This is a genomic window from Plantactinospora sp. B6F1 (assembly GCF_040120695.1).
GTDB lineage: Bacteria > Actinomycetota > Actinomycetes > Mycobacteriales > Micromonosporaceae > Plantactinospora.
On record NZ_JBEEAC010000014.1, the window covers coordinates 68,349 to 92,264 of the forward strand.

General features: G+C 73.2%; 20 protein-coding genes and 1 pseudogene. 6 read left to right on the forward strand and 15 right to left on the reverse strand.

From position 1 onward, the window contains the following. Positions 1–109 precede the first annotated feature (109 nt). Together ABNF97_RS19070 and ABNF97_RS19075 are read left to right on the forward strand one after the other, a co-directional pair. Positions 110–1,234 (forward strand): hypothetical protein, encoded by a 1,125-nt coding sequence (locus tag ABNF97_RS19070; RefSeq protein WP_349339307.1) that lies wholly within the window; start codon positions 110–112, stop codon positions 1,232–1,234. Positions 1,235–1,511: 277 nt separating this feature from the next. After that, positions 1,512–1,853, forward strand: coding sequence for an RNA polymerase-binding protein RbpA (locus ABNF97_RS19075; RefSeq protein ID WP_130463029.1), 342 nt, complete (start codon positions 1,512–1,514; stop codon positions 1,851–1,853). 85 nt (positions 1,854–1,938) lie between these two features. On the opposite strand, the gene ABNF97_RS19080 is transcribed toward ABNF97_RS19075, so the two are convergent. The 9 genes and pseudogenes from ABNF97_RS19080 to kdd all read right to left on the reverse strand — a co-directional run bounded on the left by ABNF97_RS19080 (position 1,939) and on the right by kdd (position 12,421). After that, the gene (locus ABNF97_RS19080; RefSeq protein ID WP_130463030.1) at positions 1,939–2,472 is read right to left on the reverse strand and encodes an FxsA family protein; all 534 of its coding nucleotides are present in this window, start codon (positions 2,470–2,472) and stop codon (positions 1,939–1,941) included. 60 nt (positions 2,473–2,532) lie between these two features. Next, a complete protein-coding gene (locus ABNF97_RS19085; protein WP_349339308.1) occupies positions 2,533–3,336 on the reverse strand; it encodes a polyprenol monophosphomannose synthase in 804 nt (267 codons plus the stop codon). Then, a complete protein-coding gene (gene lnt, locus ABNF97_RS19090; RefSeq protein WP_349339359.1) occupies positions 3,333–4,973 on the reverse strand; it encodes an apolipoprotein N-acyltransferase in 1,641 nt (546 codons plus the stop codon). Before lnt ends, ABNF97_RS19085 begins: the two co-directional genes overlap by 4 nt. A 478-nt stretch (positions 4,974–5,451) precedes the next feature. After that, positions 5,452–6,849: a glutamate mutase L gene (locus ABNF97_RS19095; protein WP_349339309.1), complete on the reverse strand. Its 1,398-nt coding sequence runs from the start codon at positions 6,847–6,849 to the stop codon at positions 5,452–5,454. A gap of 2 nt (positions 6,850–6,851) precedes the next feature. Further along, the gene (gene kal / locus ABNF97_RS19100; RefSeq protein ID WP_130463031.1) at positions 6,852–7,292 is read right to left on the reverse strand and encodes a 3-aminobutyryl-CoA ammonia lyase; all 441 of its coding nucleotides are present in this window, start codon (positions 7,290–7,292) and stop codon (positions 6,852–6,854) included. An 86-nt stretch (positions 7,293–7,378) separates the two neighbouring features. Continuing rightward, positions 7,379–8,107, reverse strand: a pseudogene (gene kamE, locus ABNF97_RS19105) (lysine 5,6-aminomutase subunit beta); the annotation flags it as partial. After that, a complete protein-coding gene (kamD, locus tag ABNF97_RS19110; protein ID WP_349339310.1) occupies positions 8,104–9,708 on the reverse strand; it encodes a lysine 5,6-aminomutase subunit alpha in 1,605 nt (534 codons plus the stop codon). The gene kamD and the pseudogene kamE, both read right to left, overlap by 4 nt. A 21-nt stretch (positions 9,709–9,729) precedes the next feature. Then, a complete protein-coding gene (locus ABNF97_RS19115; protein WP_349339311.1) occupies positions 9,730–11,328 on the reverse strand; it encodes an amidohydrolase in 1,599 nt (532 codons plus the stop codon). 4 nt (positions 11,329–11,332) lie between these two features. Next, a complete protein-coding gene (kdd, locus tag ABNF97_RS19120) occupies positions 11,333–12,421 on the reverse strand; it encodes an L-erythro-3,5-diaminohexanoate dehydrogenase (RefSeq protein ID WP_349339312.1) in 1,089 nt (362 codons plus the stop codon). A 179-nt stretch (positions 12,422–12,600) separates the two neighbouring features. Between kdd and ABNF97_RS19125 the strand changes: the two genes are divergently transcribed. Next, positions 12,601–14,007, forward strand: coding sequence for a KamA family radical SAM protein (locus ABNF97_RS19125; protein WP_349339360.1), 1,407 nt, complete (start codon positions 12,601–12,603; stop codon positions 14,005–14,007). 14 nt (positions 14,008–14,021) lie between these two features. On the opposite strand, the gene ABNF97_RS19130 is transcribed toward ABNF97_RS19125, so the two are convergent. Continuing rightward, a complete protein-coding gene (locus ABNF97_RS19130) occupies positions 14,022–14,216 on the reverse strand; it encodes a CsbD family protein (protein WP_130463035.1) in 195 nt (64 codons plus the stop codon). A gap of 243 nt (positions 14,217–14,459) precedes the next feature. On the opposite strand from ABNF97_RS19130, the gene ABNF97_RS19135 reads away from it, so the two are divergent. Further along, complete coding sequence (locus ABNF97_RS19135; RefSeq protein ID WP_349339313.1) at positions 14,460–15,071, forward strand: histidine phosphatase family protein; 612 nt, start codon at positions 14,460–14,462, stop codon at positions 15,069–15,071. On the opposite strand, the gene ABNF97_RS19140 is transcribed toward ABNF97_RS19135, so the two are convergent. The 4 genes from ABNF97_RS19140 to ABNF97_RS19155 all read right to left on the reverse strand — a co-directional run bounded on the left by ABNF97_RS19140 (position 15,001) and on the right by ABNF97_RS19155 (position 18,991). Beyond that, positions 15,001–15,525 (reverse strand): winged helix-turn-helix transcriptional regulator, encoded by a 525-nt coding sequence (locus ABNF97_RS19140; RefSeq protein ID WP_130463037.1) that lies wholly within the window; start codon positions 15,523–15,525, stop codon positions 15,001–15,003. The genes ABNF97_RS19135 and ABNF97_RS19140 overlap by 71 nt on opposite strands. A gap of 164 nt (positions 15,526–15,689) precedes the next feature. Next, on the reverse strand, positions 15,690–16,829 hold the full coding sequence (locus ABNF97_RS19145; RefSeq protein WP_130463038.1) for an acyl-CoA dehydrogenase family protein: 1,140 nt from the start codon (positions 16,827–16,829) through the stop codon (positions 15,690–15,692). 49 nt (positions 16,830–16,878) lie between these two features. After that, entirely contained in the window at positions 16,879–17,991 is a 1,113-nt protein-coding gene (locus tag ABNF97_RS19150; protein WP_130463039.1) for a M24 family metallopeptidase, read from the reverse strand. 154 nt (positions 17,992–18,145) lie between these two features. After that, positions 18,146–18,991 (reverse strand): alpha/beta hydrolase, encoded by an 846-nt coding sequence (locus ABNF97_RS19155; RefSeq protein ID WP_349339314.1) that lies wholly within the window; start codon positions 18,989–18,991, stop codon positions 18,146–18,148. Positions 18,992–19,419: 428 nt separating this feature from the next. Between ABNF97_RS19155 and ABNF97_RS19160 the strand changes: the two genes are divergently transcribed. Continuing rightward, positions 19,420–19,866: a DUF6069 family protein gene (locus ABNF97_RS19160; RefSeq protein ID WP_349339315.1), complete on the forward strand. Its 447-nt coding sequence runs from the start codon at positions 19,420–19,422 to the stop codon at positions 19,864–19,866. A 156-nt stretch (positions 19,867–20,022) separates the two neighbouring features. Next, positions 20,023–20,952: a 5'-3' exonuclease H3TH domain-containing protein gene (locus ABNF97_RS19165; RefSeq protein WP_130463041.1), complete on the forward strand. Its 930-nt coding sequence runs from the start codon at positions 20,023–20,025 to the stop codon at positions 20,950–20,952. 123 nt (positions 20,953–21,075) lie between these two features. On the opposite strand, the gene ABNF97_RS19170 is transcribed toward ABNF97_RS19165, so the two are convergent. Beyond that, entirely contained in the window at positions 21,076–23,862 is a 2,787-nt protein-coding gene (locus tag ABNF97_RS19170; protein WP_349339316.1) for a DEAD/DEAH box helicase, read from the reverse strand. Positions 23,863–23,916: the final 54 nt, after the last annotated feature.

The window sequence follows — 23,916 nt, forward strand, 5'->3', positions numbered from 1 at the left end:
GCCAATCCACGCCCGGTGTCTATCACGCCTCACTCCGCTACACGGCACCGCGGTTGCCTCGGCGGCAGCCCCACCGGCACAGCGGGAGGCGCACTAGACTTCCCCGGCGATGGACGCGCAGAACCCCACTCCGGAGCCGCCGGTCGAGACCCGGCCCTGTGCCCACTGTGGACGGCCGGTGCCCCAGCGGGCGGCGGCGGGCCGACCGTTCCGGTACTGCCGGGACAACGACGGCGCATGCCAGCGGGCCTCCCGCAACCAGCGGATGCGGCACCGCAACGCACCGGGGCTGGCCGGCCAGGTGGCCCGCACCTGGGAGGTCGTCGACCGGCTCGACCAGGTCACCGAGGCACTCGCCGAGGCGCTGCACGCCGAGCTCTCCCCCGCCGGGGTGGAACGCCGACTCGCCGAGGTACGGGCCGAGGCGGCCAGCCAGATCGCGGCGGCGCAGACCGAACGGGACGAGGCCCGCCGGGAGGCCGAAACGGCGGCGGTCACCCTGCGCCAGGCGCAGCAGGCGGCGAGCGCGGCGGTCGCCGACCGAACCGCCGCCCGGGAGGAGTCCGAGCGGGCCGCCCGGACCGCGGAGCGGGCAACAGCCGAGACGGCCGCGGCGCTCGCCGCCACCGCGCTGCGTACCCAGGCTGAGCAGGACCGCGACGCCGCCCGCCGGGAGTTGCGGGCGCTGCGCGCCGAGGCGGACGCCGACCGGCGGCGGCTGGCCGCCCTGACCGGAGAACTCGCCGAGGCGACCCGGGACCGCGACGCGGCCCGGGCCGCCTCGGCGCGGGCGGCCCGGTCGGCCGCCGAGGCGCTCAGCCAGGCGGAACGCTTCCAGGCCCTGGCCGCCGAGGCCCGGACCGCCGCCGAGAGCGCGGCCGAGGAATCGGCCCGGTCCCGGGCCGAGGCCGAACGGGCGGCCGACGATGCCACCCGGGCCCGGTCGACGGCCGCTGCCGCCGGAGCCGACCTGGAGCGAACCCGGGCCGACCTGCGGGCCGCGCGGGACACCGCGGCCGCCGCCGAGGCCCGGCTCGACGCGCTGACGGTACGCCTGTCGGTGGCGGAAGCTGACCGGGACGCGGCCCGGGAGCGGGCCGGCCAGCTCTCCACCCAGGTCAGCGACCTCGCCGCCGCGCTGGCCGGGCTCAGCGCCCGGGCCGTCGCCGACCCGCCGCCCGGCCGACCCGCATCCGCCGGATCCCGTCCGGCCGAACCGGTCGCCGAGTCGTGATCGGCACCTTGCGGCCGGGCCCTACCACCGGGGGCGGCGAGCCCCCGGGACGCGGTGGCGCCCGGTGCGGCCCACCGGAAGCCGGACAGCCGACGCAGAACGACATATCTCGCAATTCACCACCGGCGCCGGTGATCTCGATCACCAGTGAGGAGATCCGGCTACGCTCGGAGCGTTTGACCACTTGTACGTTTCTGCCAGCGGGCGGGAATCGCCCAGCCGGCACCTGTCGTTACACCGATAAGAACAAGCACCACGACCGAGGGGAAAGCCGATCATGGGCGAGCGCATGCTGCGCGGGAGCCGTCTGGGAGCAGTCAGCTACGAGTCCGACCGCAACACCGAGCTTGCCCCGCGACAGACCCGAGAGTACCTCTGCGCCAAGGGCCACCAGTTCGAGGTACCCTTCGCCGTCGATGCCGAAGTGCCGATGACCTGGGAATGCAAGTTCGACGGCAGCGTCGCCCGGCTGATCGACGGCAGCGAGCCGGAGCAGAAGAAGGCCAAGCCGCCGCGTACCCACTGGGACATGCTGCTGGAGCGCCGCTCGATCGCCGAACTGGAGAGCATTCTCGCCGAACGGCTCGAAGAGGTCCGGACCCGGCGCGGCCGGGCCTGACCGGTCGCTCACCGGAAAGCACACCACCGCCCTCACGGCCCCGCCGTGAGGGCGGTTCCGTCTGTCTGCCAGCCGCCGGCGGCGGTCAGGGCCGGCGCGGCTCGATGATCTCGCCCTCGATCGCCGCACCCGGCGCGGCCGGCGGCGGAGGTGTCGCCTCGGTCGGCTCCGGACCCGTGTCCGGTCGCGGCTGACCCCGCCGCACCCGCACCCGGCGCGGCCCGAACAGATCCCCGGCGACCTGAGCGGACACCCGCCGCTCCGCCATCCGCTGCACCTGCCCCCGTGCCAGCCGACGCAACACCGGCACCGTCAACAGCAGCCCGACCACCCCGGTGACCAGCCCGGGAATCGCCAGCAGCAGCCCGGCGAGCAGCCCCACCAGCCCGTCGCTGACCTCACTGCCCGGCGGCCGGCCACCCTCCACGGCGGCCCGCAGCCCCCGCCAGGCCCGCATCCCCTCCCGACGCAGCAGGGCCATCCCCAACAGCGACACGGCCAGCACCAGCAGGATCGCCCAGCCGAACCCGATCCACCGCCCGAGCAGCACGAAGACCGCGACCTCCACGATCCCGGTCAGCAGCAGTGCCAGCGGCACGAACCTCACACCTCGGCGCATGTCACCCCATCTGGATGTCGGGCCCGCAAACCCCGTACCTCCAGCATGACACGCCCCCGGTCACGGCCACCGCAGCCGCTGGTCGCCGGCGGTGCCCCGACGGGACCGGCCCGGCGCCACCCGCCGGTCCGCCACCGACCAGAGCGTGACCCGCCACAACGCCTCACCGACGATCACCGGACTCATCTTGCTCGCCCCCCGCTGCCGCTCGGCGAACGTGATCGGCACCTCGACCGTACGCAGCCCGGCCCGGTGCGCCCGCCAGGAGAGCTCCACCTGGAACGAGTACCCCTGCGAGGCGACCGAGTCGAGGTCCAGCCGGGCCAGCGCCGGCACCCGGTACACCCGGAACCCGCCGGTCGCGTCGGACAACGGCATCCCCAACGCCACCCGGGTATAGAGGTTGCCGCCCCGGGACAGCAACCGCCGGCGCCACGGCCAGTTCACCACCTGGCCGCCGGGCATCCAGCGGGAACCGATCACCACGTCCGCGTCCCGGGCCGCGTCCAGCAGCCGGGGCAGCTCCTCCGGGGCATGCGAGCCGTCGGCGTCCATCTCCACCACGGCGTCGTAGCCGCGCCCGGCCGCGAACGCGAACCCGGCCACGTAGGCGGCACCCAGGCCCTGCTTGCCGGGCCGGTGCAGGACATGCACCCGACCGTCCGCCTCCGCCATCCGGTCCGCGATCGCACCCGTGCCATCCGGACTGTTGTCGTCGACGACCAGGACCTCCACCGACGGCGCCGCCCGATGCACCCGGTCGACGATCAACCCGATGTTGTCGGCCTCGTTGTAGGTCGGCACCACCACCAGGACCCGGCCCACCCCCGGATAGCCGTTTCGGTCATCCGTCGACTCATTCACCGCTCCTCCGCATCCGCCGGGTCGCCGGCCGTCGCCGTACCGACCCCGGGAAGCGGACGCCGGCGGGTCAGCGTCGCGGCGGCCAGCGCCGCGACCGCCATGGCCAGCAGTACCATCTCCGGCCACAGGCCGACCCGGGTGGCGACCGTACGGCCCTCCCCGAGGTGCATCTGCCGGGTCACCACCGCCCTGGTGTTGAACCCGGTCGCCCCGGTTACCCGCCCGTCGGCCCCGACGAACCCGGAAACACCGACCGTCGAGGCCATCAACGCCTCCCGGCCGTGCTCCACCGCCCGCAGCCGCACCATCGCCAACTGCTGCTCCGCCTCCGCAACGTTGAACGTGGCGTTGTTGGTCTGCACGACCAGCACCTGCGCGCCACCGGTCACGGTGTCCCGGACCACCTCGTCGTAGGCGACCTCGAAACAGATCACGTCGCCGAGGGTCACCCCGCCGACCCGCAACACCCCCGGCTCGGTGCCGGCGACGAAGTCGTTACGGACCCGGTCGACCTCCTTGCTGACCTGCCGGGCGATGTCACGCAGCGGCACGTACTCGGCAAACGGCACCGGATGTCGCTTGATGTACATCTGCGACCGGTCCAGGCCGGTACCCGGCAGCCACACCAGCCCCGCGTTGCGCACCTGCCCCTCGTCCGGACCGAGCAGCACCGCACCGACCAGGATCGGCGCCCCGACCGCGTCCGCCGCCTGCGAGATCCGCAGCCCCGCCGACGCGTTGCGGGTCGGGTCGACGTCGCTGGAGTTCTCCGGCCAGACCACCAGGTCCGGCTGCTCCGCCTCGCCGTCGGCGACCTGGCGGGCCAGCTCGATGGTGGCCTCGGCGTGGTTGTCCAACACCGCCTGCCGCTGGGCGTTGAAGTCGAGCCCCATCCGGGGCACATTGCCCTGCACGATCGCCACCCGGACGGTGCCGGCCCCGGCGCCCGCCAACGGCACCAGCAGCCCTCCCGCGACCAGCGCCGCAGCCCCGGCGACCAACCCGGCCCCACCCAGCCAGCCGGCCACCGGCAGCACCCGCCACGGCCGCCACACCGCCACCACCAGCAGCCCGCCGGCCACCGCCACCACGAAGGTGACCAGCGGCGCACCCCCGTACGCGGCCAGCCGCAGCACCGGCGAGTCACCCTGGCTGAACCCGAGCCGCCCCCACGGGAACCCGCCGAACGGGGTCCGGTCCCGCAGCGCCTCCTGCGCCACCCACAACACCCCGGTGACCAGCGGCCACGACCAGCGGAACCGATCCACCAGCGGACCGGTGAACGCCAACGCCAGCCCCAGCAGCCCCAGATAGCCGGCCTGCAACCCCGACAACAACAGCCACGGCACATTACCGGTGTAGAGATTCGTCCAGCTCAGCATCGGCAGGAACAGCGCCAGCCCGGCGACGGTGCCGAGCCCGAACCCGGCCCGTAGCCGCCGCCGGTGCACGGCCACCGACAGCAGCGCCACCCCGACCGGCGCCAGCCACCACACCCCGTACGGCGGAAACGCCACCAGCAGCACCAGCCCCGCACCGACCGCCGCCGGCAGCGCCAGCCACAGCGGCAGCGGCCGCGCGGTCGACCCGGCCGGCCGATCCCCACCCTCGGCAGTCTCCGTCGGCTCGGCCGTCACCACTGTCACGCGCGCCTCACGTCTTCTCGAACGCCACCGGCCGGAGTGCCGGTGAGACCACCTGGAGAAGGCTACCGGCCGGGCCGGAACGAAAATCGGGGCGCGACCGACAGGCCGCGCCCCGATGCTCCCAGGCCCTCCCCGGCCGGTGTGGTAGGGCGCACAACACGACCTTCGGACCGACCGGACGTGAACTGGCTGTTCCCGTCGAGCCGTTGTCTACTGGCCGCCTGCAAAACCCTGCCCGAGCACCGGTAACCGCAGCCGGTTCGCGCCGCCCCGCCGACCCCCGCCCGCTGGACCTGGCCGTTGCGACGACACGAACACATGCCGCTCGGCCAGCGGACGAAGGGACGAAGCGAACAACAGCCGCTTCCCGTTGGTAGGACTCAAAGACGGTACGTGGTACCCCCCGGGCACTGTCAACCGCCCCCGGCCAGTCGTCCGGATCCGGCGGCGTGTCGGAGCCGGCGCGCCGCTACCCATCCGGTTCATCTCCCGGCTGCCCGCCGGACACCGGCCGGCAGCCGGCTCCGCCGGCCAACAGGTGCCGACGCAGCAGCCCGGCCGCCGCCACCGGATGCGGCCCCGCCAACAACCCGGCCGCCGCCAACACGTACGTGAGGTCGACCACCGTACGGGCCGACCGGGGCAGCGCCCAGCCACCGCCGTGGTCGGTCAACACCCCGTCGAGCAGCCCGGCCCCGGCCGCCACCGACCCGGCGTGCCGGAACACCCCACCGGAGCCGACCAGCAGCCGCACGTCCCGCAGGTCCCGCCCCGGCTGCCCCGCCGCACCACCCCGGGCGTGCCGGCGAACCGCCACCACGGCGGCCAGCGCCGCGATCCGCCGCTCCGCCACCCGCTCCGGGTCGTCTACCACCAGCCGGCCCGGTTCGGCCGCCAGCGTCGCCGCCACCGCCGCCAACGGACCCTCCTCGCCCGGTGACAGCAGTCGCTCCGCCACCGCCGCCCGCACCACCCCGGGCGCACTCCACCGCATCCCCAGATCACCCTCGACGGTCCGGGCCCGCCACAGCGTCCCGGCCGCCGGCCGGCCCGGACCACCCGCCCGCTCGTCCGGCACCAGCACCGAGTACACGTCGGTGGTCGCCCCGCCGACGTCGACCACCAGCAGGTCCCCGCCAAGCTGGTCGGCGAGCGACTCCACCCCGGTCAACACCGCATCCGGGGTCGCCGCCCGGACCAGCCGGGCGAACCGGCCACCCCGGGACAACCGCTTGCCGCCGATCACATGCCGCAGGAACACCTCCCGGATCGCCGCCCGGGCCGGCCCCGCCGCCAGTACGCCGATCGACGGCAGCACATTGCCGGTGACCGTCACCGGCACCCCCCGCCCGGCCAACACCTCCCGGACCGCCGGGGCCGCCTCCGCGTTCCCGGCCACCACCACCGGCACCCGAAAGCGCGCCCGGGCCAGCCGCCCCGCATTCGCGGTCAACACCTCCGCGTCACCGCCGTCGGTCCCACCGACCAGCAACACCACGTCCGGCCGGGCCGCCCGCAACACCGCCAGCCCCGCACCGTCGAGCCGCCCCGCCCCGACGTGCACCACCCGGGCCCCGGCCGACAACCCGACCTGGTGCCCGGCCCGAGCCGTGACCAGCTCCTCGTAGCCGAGAACCGCCAGCCGCAGCCCACCCCCAGCCGACGAGCAGACATACCACGGCGCCGACGCCGCCCCGGACAACCCCGCCGTCGCCTCCGCCACCGCCGCGTCCAGCCCGTGCAACACGTCCGTGCCGACCGTGGTCCGGCGCGACGCCGAGGCCAGCAACTCGCCGTCGGCGAGATCCACCACCACCACCTTGGTCCAGGTGGAACCGACGTCGGCGCAGACCGCGTACGAGCCCACCGCTACCAGGGCCCGCCATCGGCCGGCCCCGCCGACTCGGCCGCCGGAACCACCACCGTCCCGACGGCGGTCACCGCCACCACCGGCGGATCGAGCACCTCCGCCGCCGACCCGCCCAACTCCGGCCGCCCCCGGCACACCACCCGGCACTCGAACTCACAGGTGCGGCTGCGACTGCCGACCCGAACCACCGTCGCCGCCACCTCCAGCACGTCCCCGGCCCGGACCGGCGCCTCGAACCGCACCTGCGCGTAGCCGGCGAACAACCCCTCGTCACCATCGGTCCGGATACACACCTCGGTCGCCACGTCACCGAACAACCCCAGCACGTACGCCCCGTCCACCAGGTTCCCCGCATAGTGCGCATGCGAGTACGGCACGTACCGGCGGTGCAGCACCGTCAGCCCCAGCCGTGGATCCGCCGCCACGTCCCGCCCGGTCATCCGCCCATCCCTTCCGCTCCGCGACCCGATGACCGACCCCGGCCACCACTCGCCGCCACCCCGTCCCGGCCACCCCCGCCGCCGGCCACCAACCGGTGCACCAGATAGCTCACCACCTCACCCGGGGTCGTCCCCCGGCCGAAAATCCGATCCACGCCCAGCTCCTCGGCCATCAACTCGTCGAACCGGGGCCCGCCGACCACCAGCAGCGGACGCCGGCCGGCCGGCATCGCCTCCCGAAACGCCGCCGACATCTCCCGGACGTTGTGCAGATGCGCGTCCCGCTGCGTCACCACCTGCGACACCAGCACCGCGTCCGCCCGCTCCGCCCGGGCCGCCGCCACCAGGTCCGGCACACTCACCTGGGCACCCAGGTTCGTCACCCGCAACTCCCGGTAGTACTCCAGGCCCTTCTCCCCGGCGATCCCCTTCACGTTCAGGATCGCGTCGATCCCCACCGTGTGCGCGTCGGTGCCGATACACGCACCCAGCACCGACAGCTTGCGGCGCAGCCGCCGCCGAATCAGGCCGTTGACCTCCTTCGCCGACAGCAGCGGATAGTCCCGCTCCACCACCCGCACCGCCGACAGATCCACCAGATGGTTCACCCGGCCGTAGACGACGAAGAACGTGAAGCCGTCACCCAGGGACCGGGCGTGCACCAGCATCGCCGGATCCAGCCCCATCTTCGCCGCCAACTGCAACGCCGCCCCCTCGGCCCGCTTGTCATGCGGCACCGGCAGGGTGAACGACACCTGCACCATCCCGTCCCCCGTGGCGTCCCCGTACGGGCGCACCACCGGACCACCGCTCACGACCCCGCCTCCAACAGCTCCGTCGCCGGGTTGTAGTAGTCCTCGGCATGCGCCGCCACCCCGGACAGTCCCCGACCCCGGTCCGCCGGCCGCTTCGTGATTCCGAACGTGCCGTCCGCGATCGCCGGCAACAACCCGCCGCCGGCGATCCGCTCCAGCAGCGCCACCGCCTCACCCAACACCGTCGCCGCCCGCCGCTGGATGAACCCGCCCGGCGCCGGCACGAAATCCTCGTGCAACCCGCCAGCCGCACCGAGGACGTACCGGACGTTGCGCAGCGCGATGTCCCGATCCGACAGCCACGGCGTCACCACCGCCTCGGTCATCATCCCGACCAGCAGAATCCCCTGCCCGGTCATCGTCCCGACCAGATTGAAGAACCCGTCCAGCAGATTGCCCCGGAACACGTCCCCGGTCATGTGCCGGGTCGGCGGCATCCACTTCAGCGGCGCGTCCGGGAACAACTCCCGGGCCAACAACGCGTGCGCCAACTCCAACCGGAACGACTCCGGCAGATCCGGGTCGATCTCGAACGCGTGCCCCAACCCCAGCTGCGCGTCCGGCAACCCCGCCTCGTGCGCGAAGTACTCGTTGAGCAGCTGCGACACCGTCACCGTGTGCGCCTCGTCGACCGCGTCCGCCGTCGTCAGGTAGTTGTCCTCACCGGTGTTGATGATGATCCCCGCCCGGGCGTGCACCTGCCGGGAAAACCGCTGGTCCACAAAGGTCCGCACCGGATTGATGTCCCGGAACAGGATCCCGTACATCGAATCGTTCAACATCATGTCCAGCCGCTCCAGGCCGGCCAACACCGCCATCTCCGGCATGCACAGGCCCGAGGCGTAGTTGGTCAACCGCACGTACCGGCCCAACTCCTTCGACGAGGAGTCCAGCGCCGCCCGCATCAACCGGAAGTTCTCCTGCGTCGCGTACGTGCCGGCGAACCCTTCCCGGGTCGCCCCCTCCGGCACATAGTCAAGCAACGACTGCCCCGTCGACCGGATCACCGCGATAACGTCCGCACCCGCCCGAGCCGCCGCCTGCGCCTGCGGAATGTCCTCGTAGATGTCCCCGGTCGCCACGATCAGATAGATCCACGGCCGACGCGGAGGATCACCGTGCCGGCGCACCATCCGGTCCCGCTCCGCCCGACTGCGGTCGATCCGGCGCAGCCCCGCACCGACCGCCCGCCGCGCCGCCGCCCGGGCCGACCCCGCCGCCCGACCCGCCGGCACCTCGAACCGGACCGACCCGGCCGCCGCCTTCTGCGCCAGCAGCGTCACCGCCGCACCGACATCCGTTCCCGCCGGCACCGCACCCAACTCCCGCCGCAGCGCGTCGAAAACCGGCACCGCCACCCCGTGCGCCAGCCCCACGTCCGCGACCACCGCGTCCACCAACCGGTTCACCCACGGAATCCCGTCCGGATCCGCACCACCGATCCCGGCCAGCCGCAAGACCGCCCGCTCCACCGACACCGTCGTATGGCTCCGGGCCAACTCCACCACCGGCCGCCCGGCCAGCCGCGCCAACTCCCGCGCCCGGCCCACCAGCACCGGATCCAACGCCAACTTGCCACCCGACCCGCTATCCCGCACCATCGCCCGACCCCAACCGTCCCGTCACGACGCCTCCTCCCCGTCGAAGATCACCGAACCGCGCAGCACCGTCCGGCGACACCCCGGCAACGGCGTCGGATCGTCCGGCCCCCGCTCCTCCGGATCCGCCGACACCAGCACCGGCAACCCACCGTCCACCCCGGCCGGCGTCGACCAGACCGCGAACGTCGCCGCCGCACCCGGCACCAACACCCCCTCGGTCAGCCGAGGATCCCGGCCACCCGCCCCCGTCGGCACCGCCCGCCAACCACCCCGGGTGTGCGCCGCGAACGCCGCCCGCAGACCCATCCGCTGCGCGGGATTGAAATGCGCCACCGCCGCCCGCACCGCACCCCACGGATCCAGCGGCGTCACCGGCGAATCCGAACCGAACGCCAACATCACCCCGACCCCGTGCATCGCACCCATCGGATTCGACTCCAGCGCCCGCCGCACACCGAGCCGCGACGCGTACATCCGCCGCTCGCCACCCCACAACCGGTCGAACGCCGGCTGCATGCTCGCCACGATCCCGTACTCGACGAAACCGGCGATCAACCGCTTGTCCATGATCTCGGCATGCTCGACCCGGTGCCGGGCCGCCCGCAACCGCTCCACCCCGAGCACCCGCGCCGCACCGGCGAACCCGGACAGCACCGTGGCGATCGCCGCGTCCCCGATCGCATGGAACCCGCCCTGCACCCCGTGCGCCGCACAGTCCAGCAGATGGTCCCGGACCTGCTCCGAGGTCAGATACCCGTACCCGCACGCCCCCGGCTCGCCGTCCTCGTACGGCACCGACAGGTGTGCCGTACGCGCCCCCAGCGCCCCGTCCGCGAACAGGTCACCACCGGCACCGACGGCACCCAACTGGCGAGCCCGCTGCGCCCCCATCAGCTCACCCCAGTACCCGTACACCTCCGGACCGTCGACACCGGACAGGCCGAGTACGGCCGTGAAATCCGCCTCGCCGGAGATCTCCGGCCCACCACACTCGTGCACCGCCGCGATCCCCAACGACGCCGCCCGGCGCAGCGCCACCCGCTGCGCCGCCCGGCGCTGGCCGTCGGTCACCGAACCCAACGCCAGCTCCCGCACCACGTGGTGCGCGTCCCTGCGCACCCATCCCGACCCGTCGAAACCGGGCACACCGGCCACCTCCGGCGCCGCCGCCAGTAGCGCCGACGAGCAGAGCGCCGAATGGATCGACGCCTGGGACAGATACACCCGCCGGCCACCGGCCGCCCGGTCCAGCTCCGCCGCCTCCGGTACCCGCCGGTCCGACCAGCCCGACTCGTCCCAGCCGTGCCCCAACACCACCGCGTCGGCCGGCAACCCCGCCGCGAACCCGGCGACCGCCGCACAGACATCGGCGGCCGACCGCGCACCGGACAGCTCCAGCCCGGACAGCGCCAGCCCGGTATCGGTCGCGTGCACGTGCGCGTCCACGAACGCCGGCGTCACCAGCGCGCCGTCCAGCTCCACCACCCGGTCGGCCGCCGGAGCGTCGGCATCGGCACCCAGCCAGTCGATCCGGCCGTCCCGGACCAGCAGCGCGGTCGCCTGCGGATCGGCCGGACAGTACAACCGGCCGCCACGGTAGAGAGTCGAGGGGTTCGTCATCGCCTCAGTCTGCCGTGAGTCGGTCCGTGAACAGCGCGCGCACTCCGGGCACCGTACGCAGCAGCGACAGCGCATACTCGGCGTGCCCCGGCAGGTAGCCGTTGCCGATCAGCATCGTCACGTCGGCCGCCAGACCCTCCGCGCCGAGCGCCGCCGAGGCGAAACTCGTGGCCATCGAGAAGAAGACCACCGTCCCACCCCCGGCGGTGGCCAGGATCGCCCCGTGCTCGCAGCCGGGCACGTCGACACAGACCACGGTGACGTCCGCCGGTCCACCCAGCGCACCCGTCACCGCCGCCGCCAACGCCACCGGGTTCCGGGCGTCGGCGAGTACCACCGCGTCGGCCAGCCCGGCGTCGGCCAGCCGGTCCCGCTCGGCCGGCACCGGCACCACCCCGACGGTCCGGCCGGCCCCCGCCTGCCGGGCGGCGGCCAGGGCCAGCGAGCCGCTCTTGCCGGCCCCGCCGAGCACCGCCACCCGCGGCGCCCGGTAGCCGCGCACCGTCCGGGCGGTCAGCGCCGGCGCACCGCAGACGTCGAAGACCGCCAGACTCAGCCGGGGGTCGAGGTCGTCCGGGAGCACGGCGACGATCGAGCGGGCGAACAGGATCGCGTGCCCGGTGCAGGGCACCTGCTCGGAACGGCCGTCCCAGTCGACGAGGCCGTCGGTCACCGCCAGCGGGGTCAGGGTGAGCGAGACCAGCGTCGCCACCCGGTCGCCCGGGCTGACCGGCAGCGGCGACTCCGGGCCGACCTCGTCGACCGTGCCGACCAGCATCCCACCGGATCCCGTGACTGGATTGTGCATCTTGCCGCGCTCGCCGATGATCTCCAGCACCTCGGCCCGGACCGCCGCGCCATCCCCACCGTGCTTCTCCGACAACTGCCGGAAGCTCGCCGCGTCCAGGTTCAGCCGCTCCACCCGGATCCGGACCTCGTCGGCGGCGATCTCGCTCCGGGCGTCCAGCCGGTACGCCGCCTGCGGCAGTACCCCGGCCGGCTCCACCACCCGGCGCAGCCCGACCGCCGACGTCGCCGCCGTACCTCCCGGTGTCGCCCCCACCGCTGCCCCCTCCCGACGCCGACGGGACATCAATCCAACCCGCCCTGAACAGGAAAACTTACGGCAGGATATTTCCTAGGCGGGAAATCTTCCAGTAGCGTTCGAGATCGAGGCCCAGACTGGCCCCGCCCCAGACCCACCGACACCCCGCGAAACCGACACCCGAAACCGGAGGAGGCGCCGTGACCCAGGCCGAACCGGCAACCGCCGTGCTCGCCCCCCGCAACCCCACCGAACCGGCACAGCCCGGCCCGGCCCAGGCGCCCACCGGCCAGCCCTACGAATACCGCCGCCGCGCCCTAATCGAACCCGACTGGACCCGCTTCCCCGGCTGGCGCCAGACAACCCGCGAAGAGTGGGAATCCGCCCAGTGGCAGCGCGCCAACTGCGTCAAGAACGTCAAGCAGCTCCGCGCCGTCCTCGGCGACACCGTCGACGACGACTGCTACGCCGACCTCACCGCCGACCAGGCCACCCAGGCCACCATGTCGATGCTGGTCCCGCCACAGATGCTCAACACCATGGTTCCGCACGGCCCGATCGACACCGACGCCTTCCGGGCCGACCCCATCCGCCGCTACATGCTGCCGCTGCGCACCGACCGGCGCACCGACTGGCCCTCCCACCCGTACGCCACCCGCGACTCGCTACACGAGCACGACATGTGGGTCGCCGAGGGCCTGACCCACCGCTACCCCACCAAGGTCCTCGCCGAACTACTCTCCACCTGCCCCCAGTACTGCGGGCACTGCACCCGGATGGACCTCGTCGGCAACTCCACCCCCACCGTCGACAAGCTCCGACTGCGTCTCAAGCCCGTCGACCGGTACGACGCGCACATCGACTACCTGCGCGCCCACCCCGGCGTCCGGGACGTCGTCGTCTCCGGCGGCGACGTGGCCAACGTCCCGTGGCGGAACCTCGAGTCGTACCTGATGCGGCTGCTGGAGATCGAGACGATCCGGGACATCCGGCTCGCCACCAAGGCACTCGCCGGACTCCCCCAGCACTGGCTCCAGCCGGAGGTGGTGGAGGGACTCGAACGCGTCGCCCGGACCGCCGCACGCCGGGGCGTCAACCTCGCCATCCACACCCACGTCAACCACGCCCAGTCGCTCACCCCGCTGGTCGCCCGGGCCGCGCAGACCGCCCTGGAGGTCGGCGTCCGCGACGTACGCAACCAGGGGGTGCTGATGCGCGGGGTCAACGCGACCGCCACCGACCTGCTCGACCTCTGCTTCGCGCTCCAGGGGGAAGCCGGCATCCTGCCGTACTACTTCTACATGTGCGACATGATCCCGAACGCCGAGCACTGGCGGGTGCCCGTCTGGCACGCCCAGCGCCTCCAGCACGACATGATGGGCTACCTGCCCGGCTACGCCACCCCACGGATCGTCTGCGACGTACCCTTCGTCGGCAAGCGCTGGGTGCACATGGTCACCGAGTACGACCGCGAACGCGGCATCTCGTACTGGACCAAGAACTACCGCACCTCGATCGAGTCGGCGGACCACGCCGCACTGGACCGGCGGTACGCCTACTACGACCCGATCGACACCCTGCCCGAGGCCGGCCGGGCCTGGTGGGCCCGGCACGGCACTCAGCACGCCGGCTGAGGGGCGGACGACCGTCAACGGTCGAACGACTCCTTGGCGTTGCGGCCGGCTTCCTTGATGTTGGAGCCGGCCTGCTTCGACTTGGCCCGCATCTGCTCGGAAGCACCCTCGCCGCGCATCTGCTCGTTGTCGGTCCGGTCACCCATCCGTTCCTTGGCGGCGCCCTTCAGCTCCTCCGCCTTGTGGCGCATCTTGTCCATGGCGCTCATGTCGCACTCCTCACCTCGATGGCTCCGCTCGTGGCGGCTGGCCGCAACTGAGATGCCCGACCGACAGGTAATGAAACCTGCCTAATCGGCCCAGGCCTCGTGAGCAGGCATAAAAGCCGCATAGCCGGAGGGTCTGTCGTCGTGGCTGCGCGTTGCGGCTCCCCCTGACCAGGTCACAACCCGTAAGGCATCCTAGGACGCTAGCCTGAGCGTGACGCCCGGTCGGGATGGTTGACTGGACGGATGGCCGAGATCGTTCTCATCCGTCACGGCGAGACCAGCTGGAGTGCCAGCCACCGGCACACCTCCTACACCGACCTGGAACTGACCCCGGACGGCGAGCGGCAGGCCCGCGAGGTGGCCGTGGAACTCGACGGGCGAGCCTTCTCCGCCGTCCTCTCCAGTCCCCGCCGACGGGCCCTGCGCACCGCCGAACTCACCGGGCTGCGGGTGACGGAGGTCGACGAGGATCTCGGCGAGTGGAACTACGGACAGTACGAGGGGCTGACCACCACCGAGATCCGCCGCGATCACCCGGACTGGGTGCTCTGGACCGACGGCTGCCCCGGCGGCGAGTCCCCGGAGCAGGTCGGTGCCCGGCTGGACCGGGTACTGGCCAGGGCGACCGCCCTGCTCGACACCGGTGACGTGGCCCTGGTGGCGCACGGGCACAGCCTGCGGGTGGCCGGGGCGCGCTGGATCGGGCTACCCGCCAGCGGCGGCGGGCTGCTGCGCCTGGACACCGCCACGGTCTCCGTGCTCGGCTACGAACACGGCCGCCCGGTCATCCTGCGGTGGAACTCGCCGCGTCCGGCGGGAGCGCCCGCAGCCGGGCCGCCCCCGGATCCGCGCTGAGCCCCGGCTCCGCCGGCAGCTTCGGTGGGCGGTTCTCGTACGGGATCGAGAGCACCACCGTGGTCCGGGTGGTGACGTTCGCCGCGGTACGGATCTCCTGGAGCACCCGCTCCAGGTCCACCGGACTGGCCACCCGGACCAGCAGCAGGTAGAAGTCCTCCCCCGCCACCGAGTAACACGAGTCGATCTCCGGCAGGTGGGCCAACCGCTCCGGTGCGTCGTCCGGCTGCGACGGGTCGAACGGCCGGATCGCCACGAACGCGCTCAACGGCAGGTCGATCGCCTCGAACGAGATCCGTGCCGCGTACCCCTTGATCACGCCACGTTGCTCCAGCCGGCGAACCCGCTGGTGCACCGCGGACACCGACAGTCCCACCCGCTCGGCCAGGTCCGTGTACGACAGCCGGCCGTCGGCGGCCAGGGCCGCCACGATGGCCCGATCGGTCTCCTCCACGGCGTGCAACCTACCGGTAAAGCGCGGCCCGGACGACGCCGAACCGGCCACGTCGACGCCGCGCGTTATCAGGTCGATAGCTGGCGACGGCCCGCCGCGTCAGCCGACAGGCCCGGTGGACGGGGCTCGGCAGCCCCGGCAGGCGATCCCGGGGGCGGCGCGGGTCAGCGGGCCAGCGAGCGGGATATCACCAGGCGTTGGATCTGGTTGGTCCCCTCGACGATCTGCAACACCTTCGCCTCCCGCAGGTACCGCTCGACCGGATGGTCCGCCACGTAGCCGGCACCGCCGAGCACCTGCACGGCGTCGATGGTGACCCGCATCGCGGCGTCGGTGGCGAAGAGCTTCGCCTTGGCCGCCTCGGTCGAGTACGGCCGCCCCGCGTCCCGCAGTCGGGCCGCGGCCAGGGTCAGCGCCCGGGCCGCCGACACCTGGGTCGCCAGGTCGGCCAGGAGGAAGCCCACCCCCTGGAAGTCGATGATCGGCAGGCCGAACTGTTCCCGCTGCCGGGCGTAGTCGACCGCGTAGTCGAGCGCCGCCTGGGCCAGCCCGACCGCGCAGGCCGCGATGCCCAGCCGGCCACTGTCCAGGGCCGACAGCGCGATCCGAAACCCCTCCCCCTCGGCGCCGACCAGTCGGCCGGCCGGAACCCGGGCGCCGTCGAAGGCGATCTGCGCGACCGGCGAGGAGCGCAGCCCCATGGTGCGTTCCGGGGCCTGCGGGACGATTCCCGGGGTGCCGGCGTCGGCGAGCAGGCAGGAGATGCCCCGCGCGCCGGGACCGCCGGTGCGGCAGAAGATGTTGTAGAAGTCGGCATTGCCGGCGTGGGTGATCCAGGCTTTGGTCCCCGAGACGAGGTAGTCGTCGCCGTCCCGCCTCGCCCGGGTGGTCAGGGCCGCCGCGTCCGAGCCTCCCTGCGGCTCGGAGAGACAGTACGCACCCAGCAGTTCGCCGCCGATCATGTCCGGCAGCAGCTTGCGTACCTGCTCGCCGCCGTAGCCGGCCACCGGGTAGCAGGACAGGGTGTGCACGCTGACCGCCTCGGCCACCGCCAGCCAGCGGCTGGCCAGGACTTCCAGCACCTGGAGGTAGACCTCGTACGGCTGGGCCGCGCCGCCGTACTCCTCCGGATAGGGCAGGCCGAGCAGCCCGGCCCGGCCGAGGGTGCGCAGCAGTTCCCGGGGGAACACGCCGCGCTGCTCGAAGTCGGCCGCCCGGGGCGCGAGTTCCCGGTCGGCGAGTTCGGTGACGAGGTCGAGCAGCTCGTACGCCTCGTCGGTGGGCAGGATCCGGTCGACGGTCACGGCGTACCCCCACTTCGCTCGTCGCGTCCGCTGCGCACCGCTGGCCCGATCACAGCCGCACCAACTCCCGGGGAATGGTGTTGAGCCGCTCCGCCCCGTCCGGGGTGCAGACCACGATGTCCTCGATGCGGGCGCCGTGCCGGCCGGCCAGGTATATCCCCGGTTCGACGGAGAACGCCATGCCGGGCTCCAGCGGCAGCTCGTTACCGGCGACCAGGTACGGGTCCTCGTGCCCGTCCAGCCCGATCCCGTGCCCGGTGCGGTGCAGGAAGGCGGCGCCGTAGCCCGCCTCGGCGATCACCTCGCGGGCCACCGAGTCGATCGCCGCCGCGCTGACCCCGGGCCGGACCGCCCCGACCGCGGCCCGCTGGGCGGCGTGCAGCACCTGGTAGTAGTCGGCGAAGTCCGGCGGCGGGGTGCCGATGACGTAGCAGCGGGTGGCGTCCGAGCAGTAGCCGGACGGCATCGTCCCGCCGATGTCCACGACCACCGGTTCACCGACTCCGATCACCCGGTCGGAGGTGCCGTGGTGCGGGCTGGCGCCGTTCGGGCCGGCGGCGACGATCGCGAAGTCGGCGGTGGCGTGGCCCGCCTCCCGGATGGCGACCGAGATGTCGGCGGCGACCTGTGCCTCGGTCCGGCCGGGGCGCAGCCACTCGGCCATCCGGGCGTGCACCGCGTCGATCGCGGCACCGGCCTCCCGCAGCGCCGCCACCTCCGCCGGTGACTTGCGCAGCCGCAGCTCCCGCAGGACCTCTCCGGCGAGCCGCTGGGTGGTGCCGGGCAGCGCGGCGCGCAGCGCGAGCACCTGCTCGGCCCACATCCGGTCGCCGAGTCCGACCGCGCCGACGGGACCACCGAGTGCCTGCACCACCAGCGGGTACGGGTCGGTGCCGTCCGGGTGGTCCACGATGCGTACGCCCGTGCCCGGCGCGGGTGACGCCTCGGCGGCCGGCCTCTCCAGCGTCGGTACGACGAGGGTGGGTTCACCACCCGCCGGCAGCACCAGGCAGGTGAGCCGTTCGAGGGCGTGCGCGTGGTAGCCGGTCAGGTAGCGCAGGTCGGAGCCGGGCGGGATCAGCAGGGCATCCAGTCCCGCTTCGGCGGTGGCCTGCTGGGTCGCCGCCAGCCGGTGCGCCGGATAGAGGTTTTCGTAACCCACGTCACCAGCTTAACGGTCGTTCGGGTGGAACCGACCCCCGGACCGACCCGGAGCGCGACCTCCGCCTTCCGGATGACCTCCCCCGTGGTGGTCATGCGGAAGCGGAACCGATACCCCGAGGCGGATCCCGGGCCTGGGCCGTCGACGCCTGTGGTCAGCCGGTCTGTACGAAGCCTTCCGCGTCGAGCCACGCCTCGCATGCCTGGGCCCAGCGGGCTGTGTGCGGAACGTGGGTGGCGCCGTGCGCGCCGTAGGCGACTCCGTTCGCCAGGCCGAGGCCATGCCATCCCCGTGGATAGATGTGCAGTTCCACGGGGATGTCGGCGTCGAACAACGCCCTGGCGTACGCGAGGGCGTTCGGGAACCCCGGCGGGTCCTCGGCGGTAGCCCACAGGAAGGTGGGACAGGTCTCAGCGTCGATGTTGCGGGCCGGCGACAGCTCCTCGCGCAGTTCCATCCGCCCGTCGAGGATCCACTCCACCGGTGCGTCGGGCAGGAGGTGCAGATCCGCTGGGGAGTAGGCCAGGATCGCGAAGTCCGGCCGTGGCGGCGGCGAGACCAGCCGTTCCGTCGACAGCACCGTGCCGGTGGCCAGCAGGCCGGCCAGGTGCCCGCCGGCGCTCGAGCCGATGACGCCGACGTGCTCACCCACCTCCAATCCGTGCTCGCCGCTACGGATCCACTCCAGGGCGGCACGGCCGGACTCCAGCGGTGCGGGGAAGCGGTGGTCGGTCATCAGCGGGTACCGCAGGACGAACGCGTGCAGTCCGACACCGCTCAACCAGCGGGCATAGCCTTCGCCCTCATGCTCGGTGTGGAATCTGTATCCCCCGCCCGGTAGCACGAGTACCGCCGGCCGCCGGCCGGGAAAACGCTGATCAGCTGGGTAGCAGGTGATGTCGGGTTCGCCCGCGGCGTGCTCGCGTCGTGCGGCCGTGGTGTCCATCCCGGTGGCGTCCTGCCGCGCGGTGGCGGTTGTCCGGGTTGTGTCGGTGGTCATGGGGGTCCTTCTCGTCGTCGGTAGTGAGGACGGAAGCAGTGACAGGCCACCGGAGAAGACCCGTTCGAGCACGAGCCGGCGCCCCACCCCACCCGGCCCGCCGCAGGGTTCACCCACGGCGGACAGAAGTGAGAAGGAAGTCCGGACAGGCCCGACCGGCAAGCGACGCGGGTAACGCGTCATGGCTCAGCGGCGGCTGAGGTTGCTGCTGCCTCCATCGTGTCGGCCCATCCGGGGCGCGCCACCAGCCTAGCGATCAATGCCGGCAGCGCTCAAGGCACTCCTGGGGGATCGCCGGACCTGACGACTCTCGAACCAGCCGACAAGAAGAAGAGTCTTGACAAGAGAAGTTGTCGGTGCGAGAGTTCTCGTACCGGCCGGCGCCACCGAGCCGGAAACCAGATCTTCGACAGCCGAGGAGTTTCGAGATGACCACCCTGACCACCGCCCAGCCGATCACCCCGACCGTCGCCGCCGCCGGCAAGGGTCGGGTCCTGAGGTTCCGGATCGGCGTCGTCGGCGCCGCCGTGCTGGTCAACAGCGCCATCTACCTCGCGGGACGGACCCTCGGCACCGACTTCGTCCTCAGCGCCGCGGGCAACCCGGTGCCGCACCCGCTGGTCCTGACCGAGATCGCCACCATCAGCGCGGTCTTCGGGCTGCTCGGCTGGGGCAGTCTTGCCCTGCTCGAGCGCGTCACCCGCCGGGCCCGGCAGGTCTGGGCCGCCCTCGCCACCGTGGTCCTGGCGCTGTCCTTCGTGCCGCTCGGTATGGATCTGGCCTCCGCCGACACCAGGGTCCTGCTGGGCGTGATGCACCTGGTGGTCGCCGCCGCGCTCTTTCCGATGCTGCGCCAGACCCGGGTCCGGGGCTGAACCCGCCGGCCCGGCGGTGGCCGGCACCGATCACCCGAACAGCGCGACAGGTGGCAGCGCCCCGGATCCGACGGCTGGTACGCCAGCGGTGGATCCGGGGCGCTGCCGTCGCGGGGCCTGCGCCCGGGGCCGGCGGCGCTGTGCCAGGCTGTCCGGGTGAACGACAGCCGCCCCCTGCTCCTCATCGACGCACCCAGCCTCTACTTCCGGGCCTACTTCGGCATCCCGGAGTCGGCCGCCAAGGCGCCGGACGGCAGCCCGGTCAACGCCGTTCGGGGTTTCCTGGACATGCTGGCGACACTGATCCGCACCCGCCGGCCGGACCGGCTGGTCTGCGCGCTGGACTACGACTGGCGCCCGGCCTGGCGGGTGGCGCTACTGCCGTCGTACAAGGCGCACCGGGTGGCGCCGGAGGGCGGCGAGGTGGTGCCGGACACCCTCTCCCCACAGGTGCCACTGATCCTCGAACTGCTGGCCGCGGTCGGCATCCCGGCGATCGGAGTGGACGGCTACGAGGCCGACGACGTACTCGGCACGCTCGCCGCGACCGCACCGGCACCGGTGGAGGTGGCCTCCGGCGACCGGGACCTGTTCCAGCTCATCGACGACAGCCGGCCGGTGCGGCTGCTCTACTGCGGCCGGGGCGTGGCGAAGCTGGAGGACTGTGACGACGCCGCCGTCCGGGCCAAGTACGGCGTGCCGGCCGCCGGGTACGCCGACTTCGCCGCGCTGCGCGGCGACCCCAGCGACGGACTGCCCGGAGTGGCCGGCGTGGGCGAGAAGACCGCTGCCCGGCTCGTCGAGCGGTACGGCAGCCTGGACGGGATCCTCGCCGCGCTCGACGACCCGTCCTCCGGCTTCGCCCCCGGACTGCGGACCAAGCTGAACGCGGCCCGGGACTACCTGGCCGTCGCGCCGACGGTGGTCCGGGTGGCGCTGGACGTGCCGCTGCCGCCGCTGGACGCCACCCTGCCGGCGGCGCCGGCCGACCCCGACCGGCTGGTCGCGCTCGCCGAGCGGTGGAACCTCGCCGGGCCGTGCCGCCGGCTGGTCGACGCCCTCGCCGGCGACACGGCCTCGGCCTGACCCGGTGTCAGAAGGGCTGGGTCCCGAAGCACCGGCCCGGGCCGGACGACGGAGTGGCCCGGCCCGCTGCCTGCTCCTCGGCACGCCGTTCGACCGCGAGGCGTTCGGCGGCTCGACCGCCCGTCAGGTGGCGCCGTGGTACGCCAGTACGCCCCGGTTGATCGTCGCCATCGCCTGCCGCGCCGCGCCGCGCAGCTCCACCGAGGCACCCGCCGAGTCCGCGACCTGGCCGAGCAGGTCCACCACCTGCCGGGCCCACCGCACGAAGTCACCGGCCGGCATGTCACCGTCCAGGTTGTGGCCGCTGGCCAGTACCTTCGCCAGCGCCTCGCCCCGGGCCCACCGGTAGACCGGCCAGACGAAGCCGAGATCCGGCTCCCGGGTCGCCTCCAGCCCGCGGTCGGCCTCGTCGGACTCCAGCTCGGCCCAGATCTTCAGCGTCTCGCCCACCGCGTCCGACACCGGGCCCCGGGGGACCGAGGCCCGCTCGTCGGTGTCCCGCCGCGCCTCGTAGACCACCACCGATACCGCGGCGGCCAGCTCGGCCGGGGAGAGCCCGTCCCAGACCCCGCGCCGCAGGCACTCCGCGACCAGTAGGTCCGCCTCGGTCCAGATCCGGCCCAGCATCCGGCCCGCATCGGTCACCTCACCCGCCTCGGAGAGGTAGCCACGGGCGGTGAGGATGCCGCAGACCCGGTCGAAGGTCCGGGTCAACGACCCGGTACGCCCGGAGACCCGCTGCCGCAGCTCGGCGGTGTCCCGCTCCAGCCGGCGGCGGCGCTCCGCCCAGCGGGCGTGCTCCTCCCGCTCCGGGCAGCCATGGCAGGGGTGCCGGCGCAACTCGGCCCGGAGCTGGCTGAGTCGCTCGTCCTCGCCCCCGCCGCCCCGGGACCGGCCGGCACGCCGGGAATGCCGATCCAGGCCGGTGCCGCTGACCGCCGCCGCCAGGTCCCGGCGGGCCGCCGGGGAGCGGTGGTTGAAGTGCTTCGGCACCCGGATCCGGGCCAGCACCTCGGCCGGAGTGGTGAAGTCACCGGGGGTGATCCGGCCGGCCCAGCGGTCCTGGGTCAGCACCAGCGGGCGGGGCTCGCCGAACCCGCCGACGCCGGGTTCCAGCACCACGGCCAGCCCGGCCCGGCGGCCCGAGGGCACCCGGATCACGTCACCGACCCGCAGCCGCTCCAGCGCGGCCAGGGTCGCCGCCCGACGCTGCGACTGCCCCTGCCGGGCCAGCGCCTGCTCCCGGTCGGCGATCGCCAGTCGCAGCCCGAAGTACTCGTCGAAGTCGCCGTGGTGGCAGCGCACCTCCGCGCCGTACGCCTCGATGGTCTCGACGTTGCGCTGCACCTGCCGGGCCAGCCCGACCACCGACCGGTCCGCCTGGAACTGCGCGAACGACGACTCCAGCAGCTCCCGGGCCGGCGCCGCACCCACCGACCCGACCAGGTTCACCGCCATGTTGTACGACGGCCGGAAGCTGGACCGCAGCGGATAGGTACGCGTCGAGGCCAGCCCGGCCACGTGCCGGGGATCGACCTCCGGCGACCAGACCACGACGGCGTGCCCCTCGACGTCGATCCCCCGCCGCCCGGCCCGGCCGGTCAGCTGGGTGTACTCCCCCGGCGTCAGGTCGACGTGCGCCTCGCCGTTGAACTTCACCAGCCGCTCCAGCACGACGCAGCGGGCCGGCATGTTGATCCCGAGCGCCAGCGTCTCGGTGGCGAAGACCGCCTTGACCAGCCCGCGGACGAACAGCTCCTCGACCACCTCCTTGAACGCCGGCAACATCCCGGCGTGGTGGGCGGCCAGCCCGCGCTCGAGGCCGTCGAGCCACTCCCAGTAGCCGAGCACGGCGAGGTCCTCGCCGGGAACGCTGGTGATCCGGCTCTCCACCACCCGGCGGATCTCGGCACGCTCGTCCGGGCCGGTCAGCCGCAACCCGGCGGCCAGGCACTGCGCGACGGCGGCGTCGCAGCCGGCCCGGCTGAAGATGAACAGGATCGCCGGCAGCAACCCCTCGCGGTCGAGTCGTTCGACGATGTCGGCCCGCAGCGGCCCGCGCCAGCGTGGCCCCCGGGGACCACCTCGCCCCCACCCCGGCCCGTGCGTACGGCCGTCGCCGAGTTCGAGCCGGCGCAGCATCTCCCGGGTGTAGCGGAGCAGCTCCGGGTGCACGTCGTGCTTGCGGGCCGCGTCCGCGTCGTGGAACAGGTCGAACATCCGCCGGTTGACCAGCATGTGCTGCCAGAGCGGCACCGGCCGGTGCTCGCTGACCACCACCTCGGTCTCACCGCGCACGGTCATCAACCAGTCGGCGAACTCCTCCGCGTTGGAGACCGTCGCGGAGAGCGAGACCAGGGTCACCGACTCCGGCAGGTGGATGATCACCTCTTCCCAGACCCCGCCCCGGAACCGGTCGGCGAGGTAGTGCACCTCGTCCATCACCACGTACGCCAGCCCGGCCAGGCTCGACGAGCCCGCGTAGAGCATGTTGCGGAGCACCTCGGTGGTCATCACCACCACCGGCGCGTCGCCGTTGATCGCGTTGTCCCCGGTGAGCAGCCCCACCTGCTCGGAGCCGTACCGGGCCACCAGGTCGTGGTACTTCTGGTTCGACAGCGCCTTGATCGGGGTGGTGTAGAAGCACTTCCGGACCGGTCCGCCCGGCTCGGCCCCGACGTCGGCGCGCAGCGCCAGGTGCACGGCGAACTCGCCGACGACGGTCTTGCCGGCACCGGTCGGAGCGCAGACCAGCACCCCGCTGCCCCGCTCCAGCGCCTGGCACGCCTCCCGCTGGAAGTCGTCGAGATCGAAACCCAGTTGCTGGGCGAACTCGTCAAGCGCGGGGAACATGCTGGCCTGCGTGGCCCGGCGGCGCGCCGCGGCGTACCGCTCGGCGGGGCTCGACATGAAGCCAAGATTAGTGCGTACCGGGTGGTCGCATGGCGGCAGGCCGTGGAGCGG

Bases quoted from the DNA above. Each gene is read 5' to 3' on its own strand.
- kal (WP_130463031.1), bottom strand. From the start codon at position 7,292: ATGACCGGGCGGGACGTGGCGGCGGATCCACGGCTGGGGCTGACGGTG.
- ABNF97_RS19160 (WP_349339315.1), top strand. From the start codon at position 19,420: ATGACCACCCTGACCACCGCCCAGCCGATCACCCCGACCGTCGCCGCC.
- ABNF97_RS19130 (WP_130463035.1), bottom strand. From the start codon at position 14,216: ATGAGCGCCATGGACAAGATGCGCCACAAGGCGGAGGAGCTGAAGGGC.
- ABNF97_RS19135 (WP_349339313.1), top strand. From the start codon at position 14,460: ATGGCCGAGATCGTTCTCATCCGTCACGGCGAGACCAGCTGGAGTGCC.
- ABNF97_RS19170 (WP_349339316.1), bottom strand. From the start codon at position 23,862: ATGTCGAGCCCCGCCGAGCGGTACGCCGCGGCGCGCCGCCGGGCCACG.
- ABNF97_RS19070 (WP_349339307.1), top strand. From the start codon at position 110: ATGGACGCGCAGAACCCCACTCCGGAGCCGCCGGTCGAGACCCGGCCC.
- ABNF97_RS19115 (WP_349339311.1), bottom strand. From the start codon at position 11,328: ATGACGAACCCCTCGACTCTCTACCGTGGCGGCCGGTTGTACTGTCCG.
- ABNF97_RS19080 (WP_130463030.1), bottom strand. From the start codon at position 2,472: ATGCGCCGAGGTGTGAGGTTCGTGCCGCTGGCACTGCTGCTGACCGGG.
- kdd (WP_349339312.1), bottom strand. From the start codon at position 12,421: ATGTCCCGTCGGCGTCGGGAGGGGGCAGCGGTGGGGGCGACACCGGGA.
- ABNF97_RS19155 (WP_349339314.1), bottom strand. From the start codon at position 18,991: ATGACCACCGACACAACCCGGACAACCGCCACCGCGCGGCAGGACGCC.
- kamD (WP_349339310.1), bottom strand. From the start codon at position 9,708: ATGGTGCGGGATAGCGGGTCGGGTGGCAAGTTGGCGTTGGATCCGGTG.
- ABNF97_RS19075 (WP_130463029.1), top strand. From the start codon at position 1,512: ATGGGCGAGCGCATGCTGCGCGGGAGCCGTCTGGGAGCAGTCAGCTAC.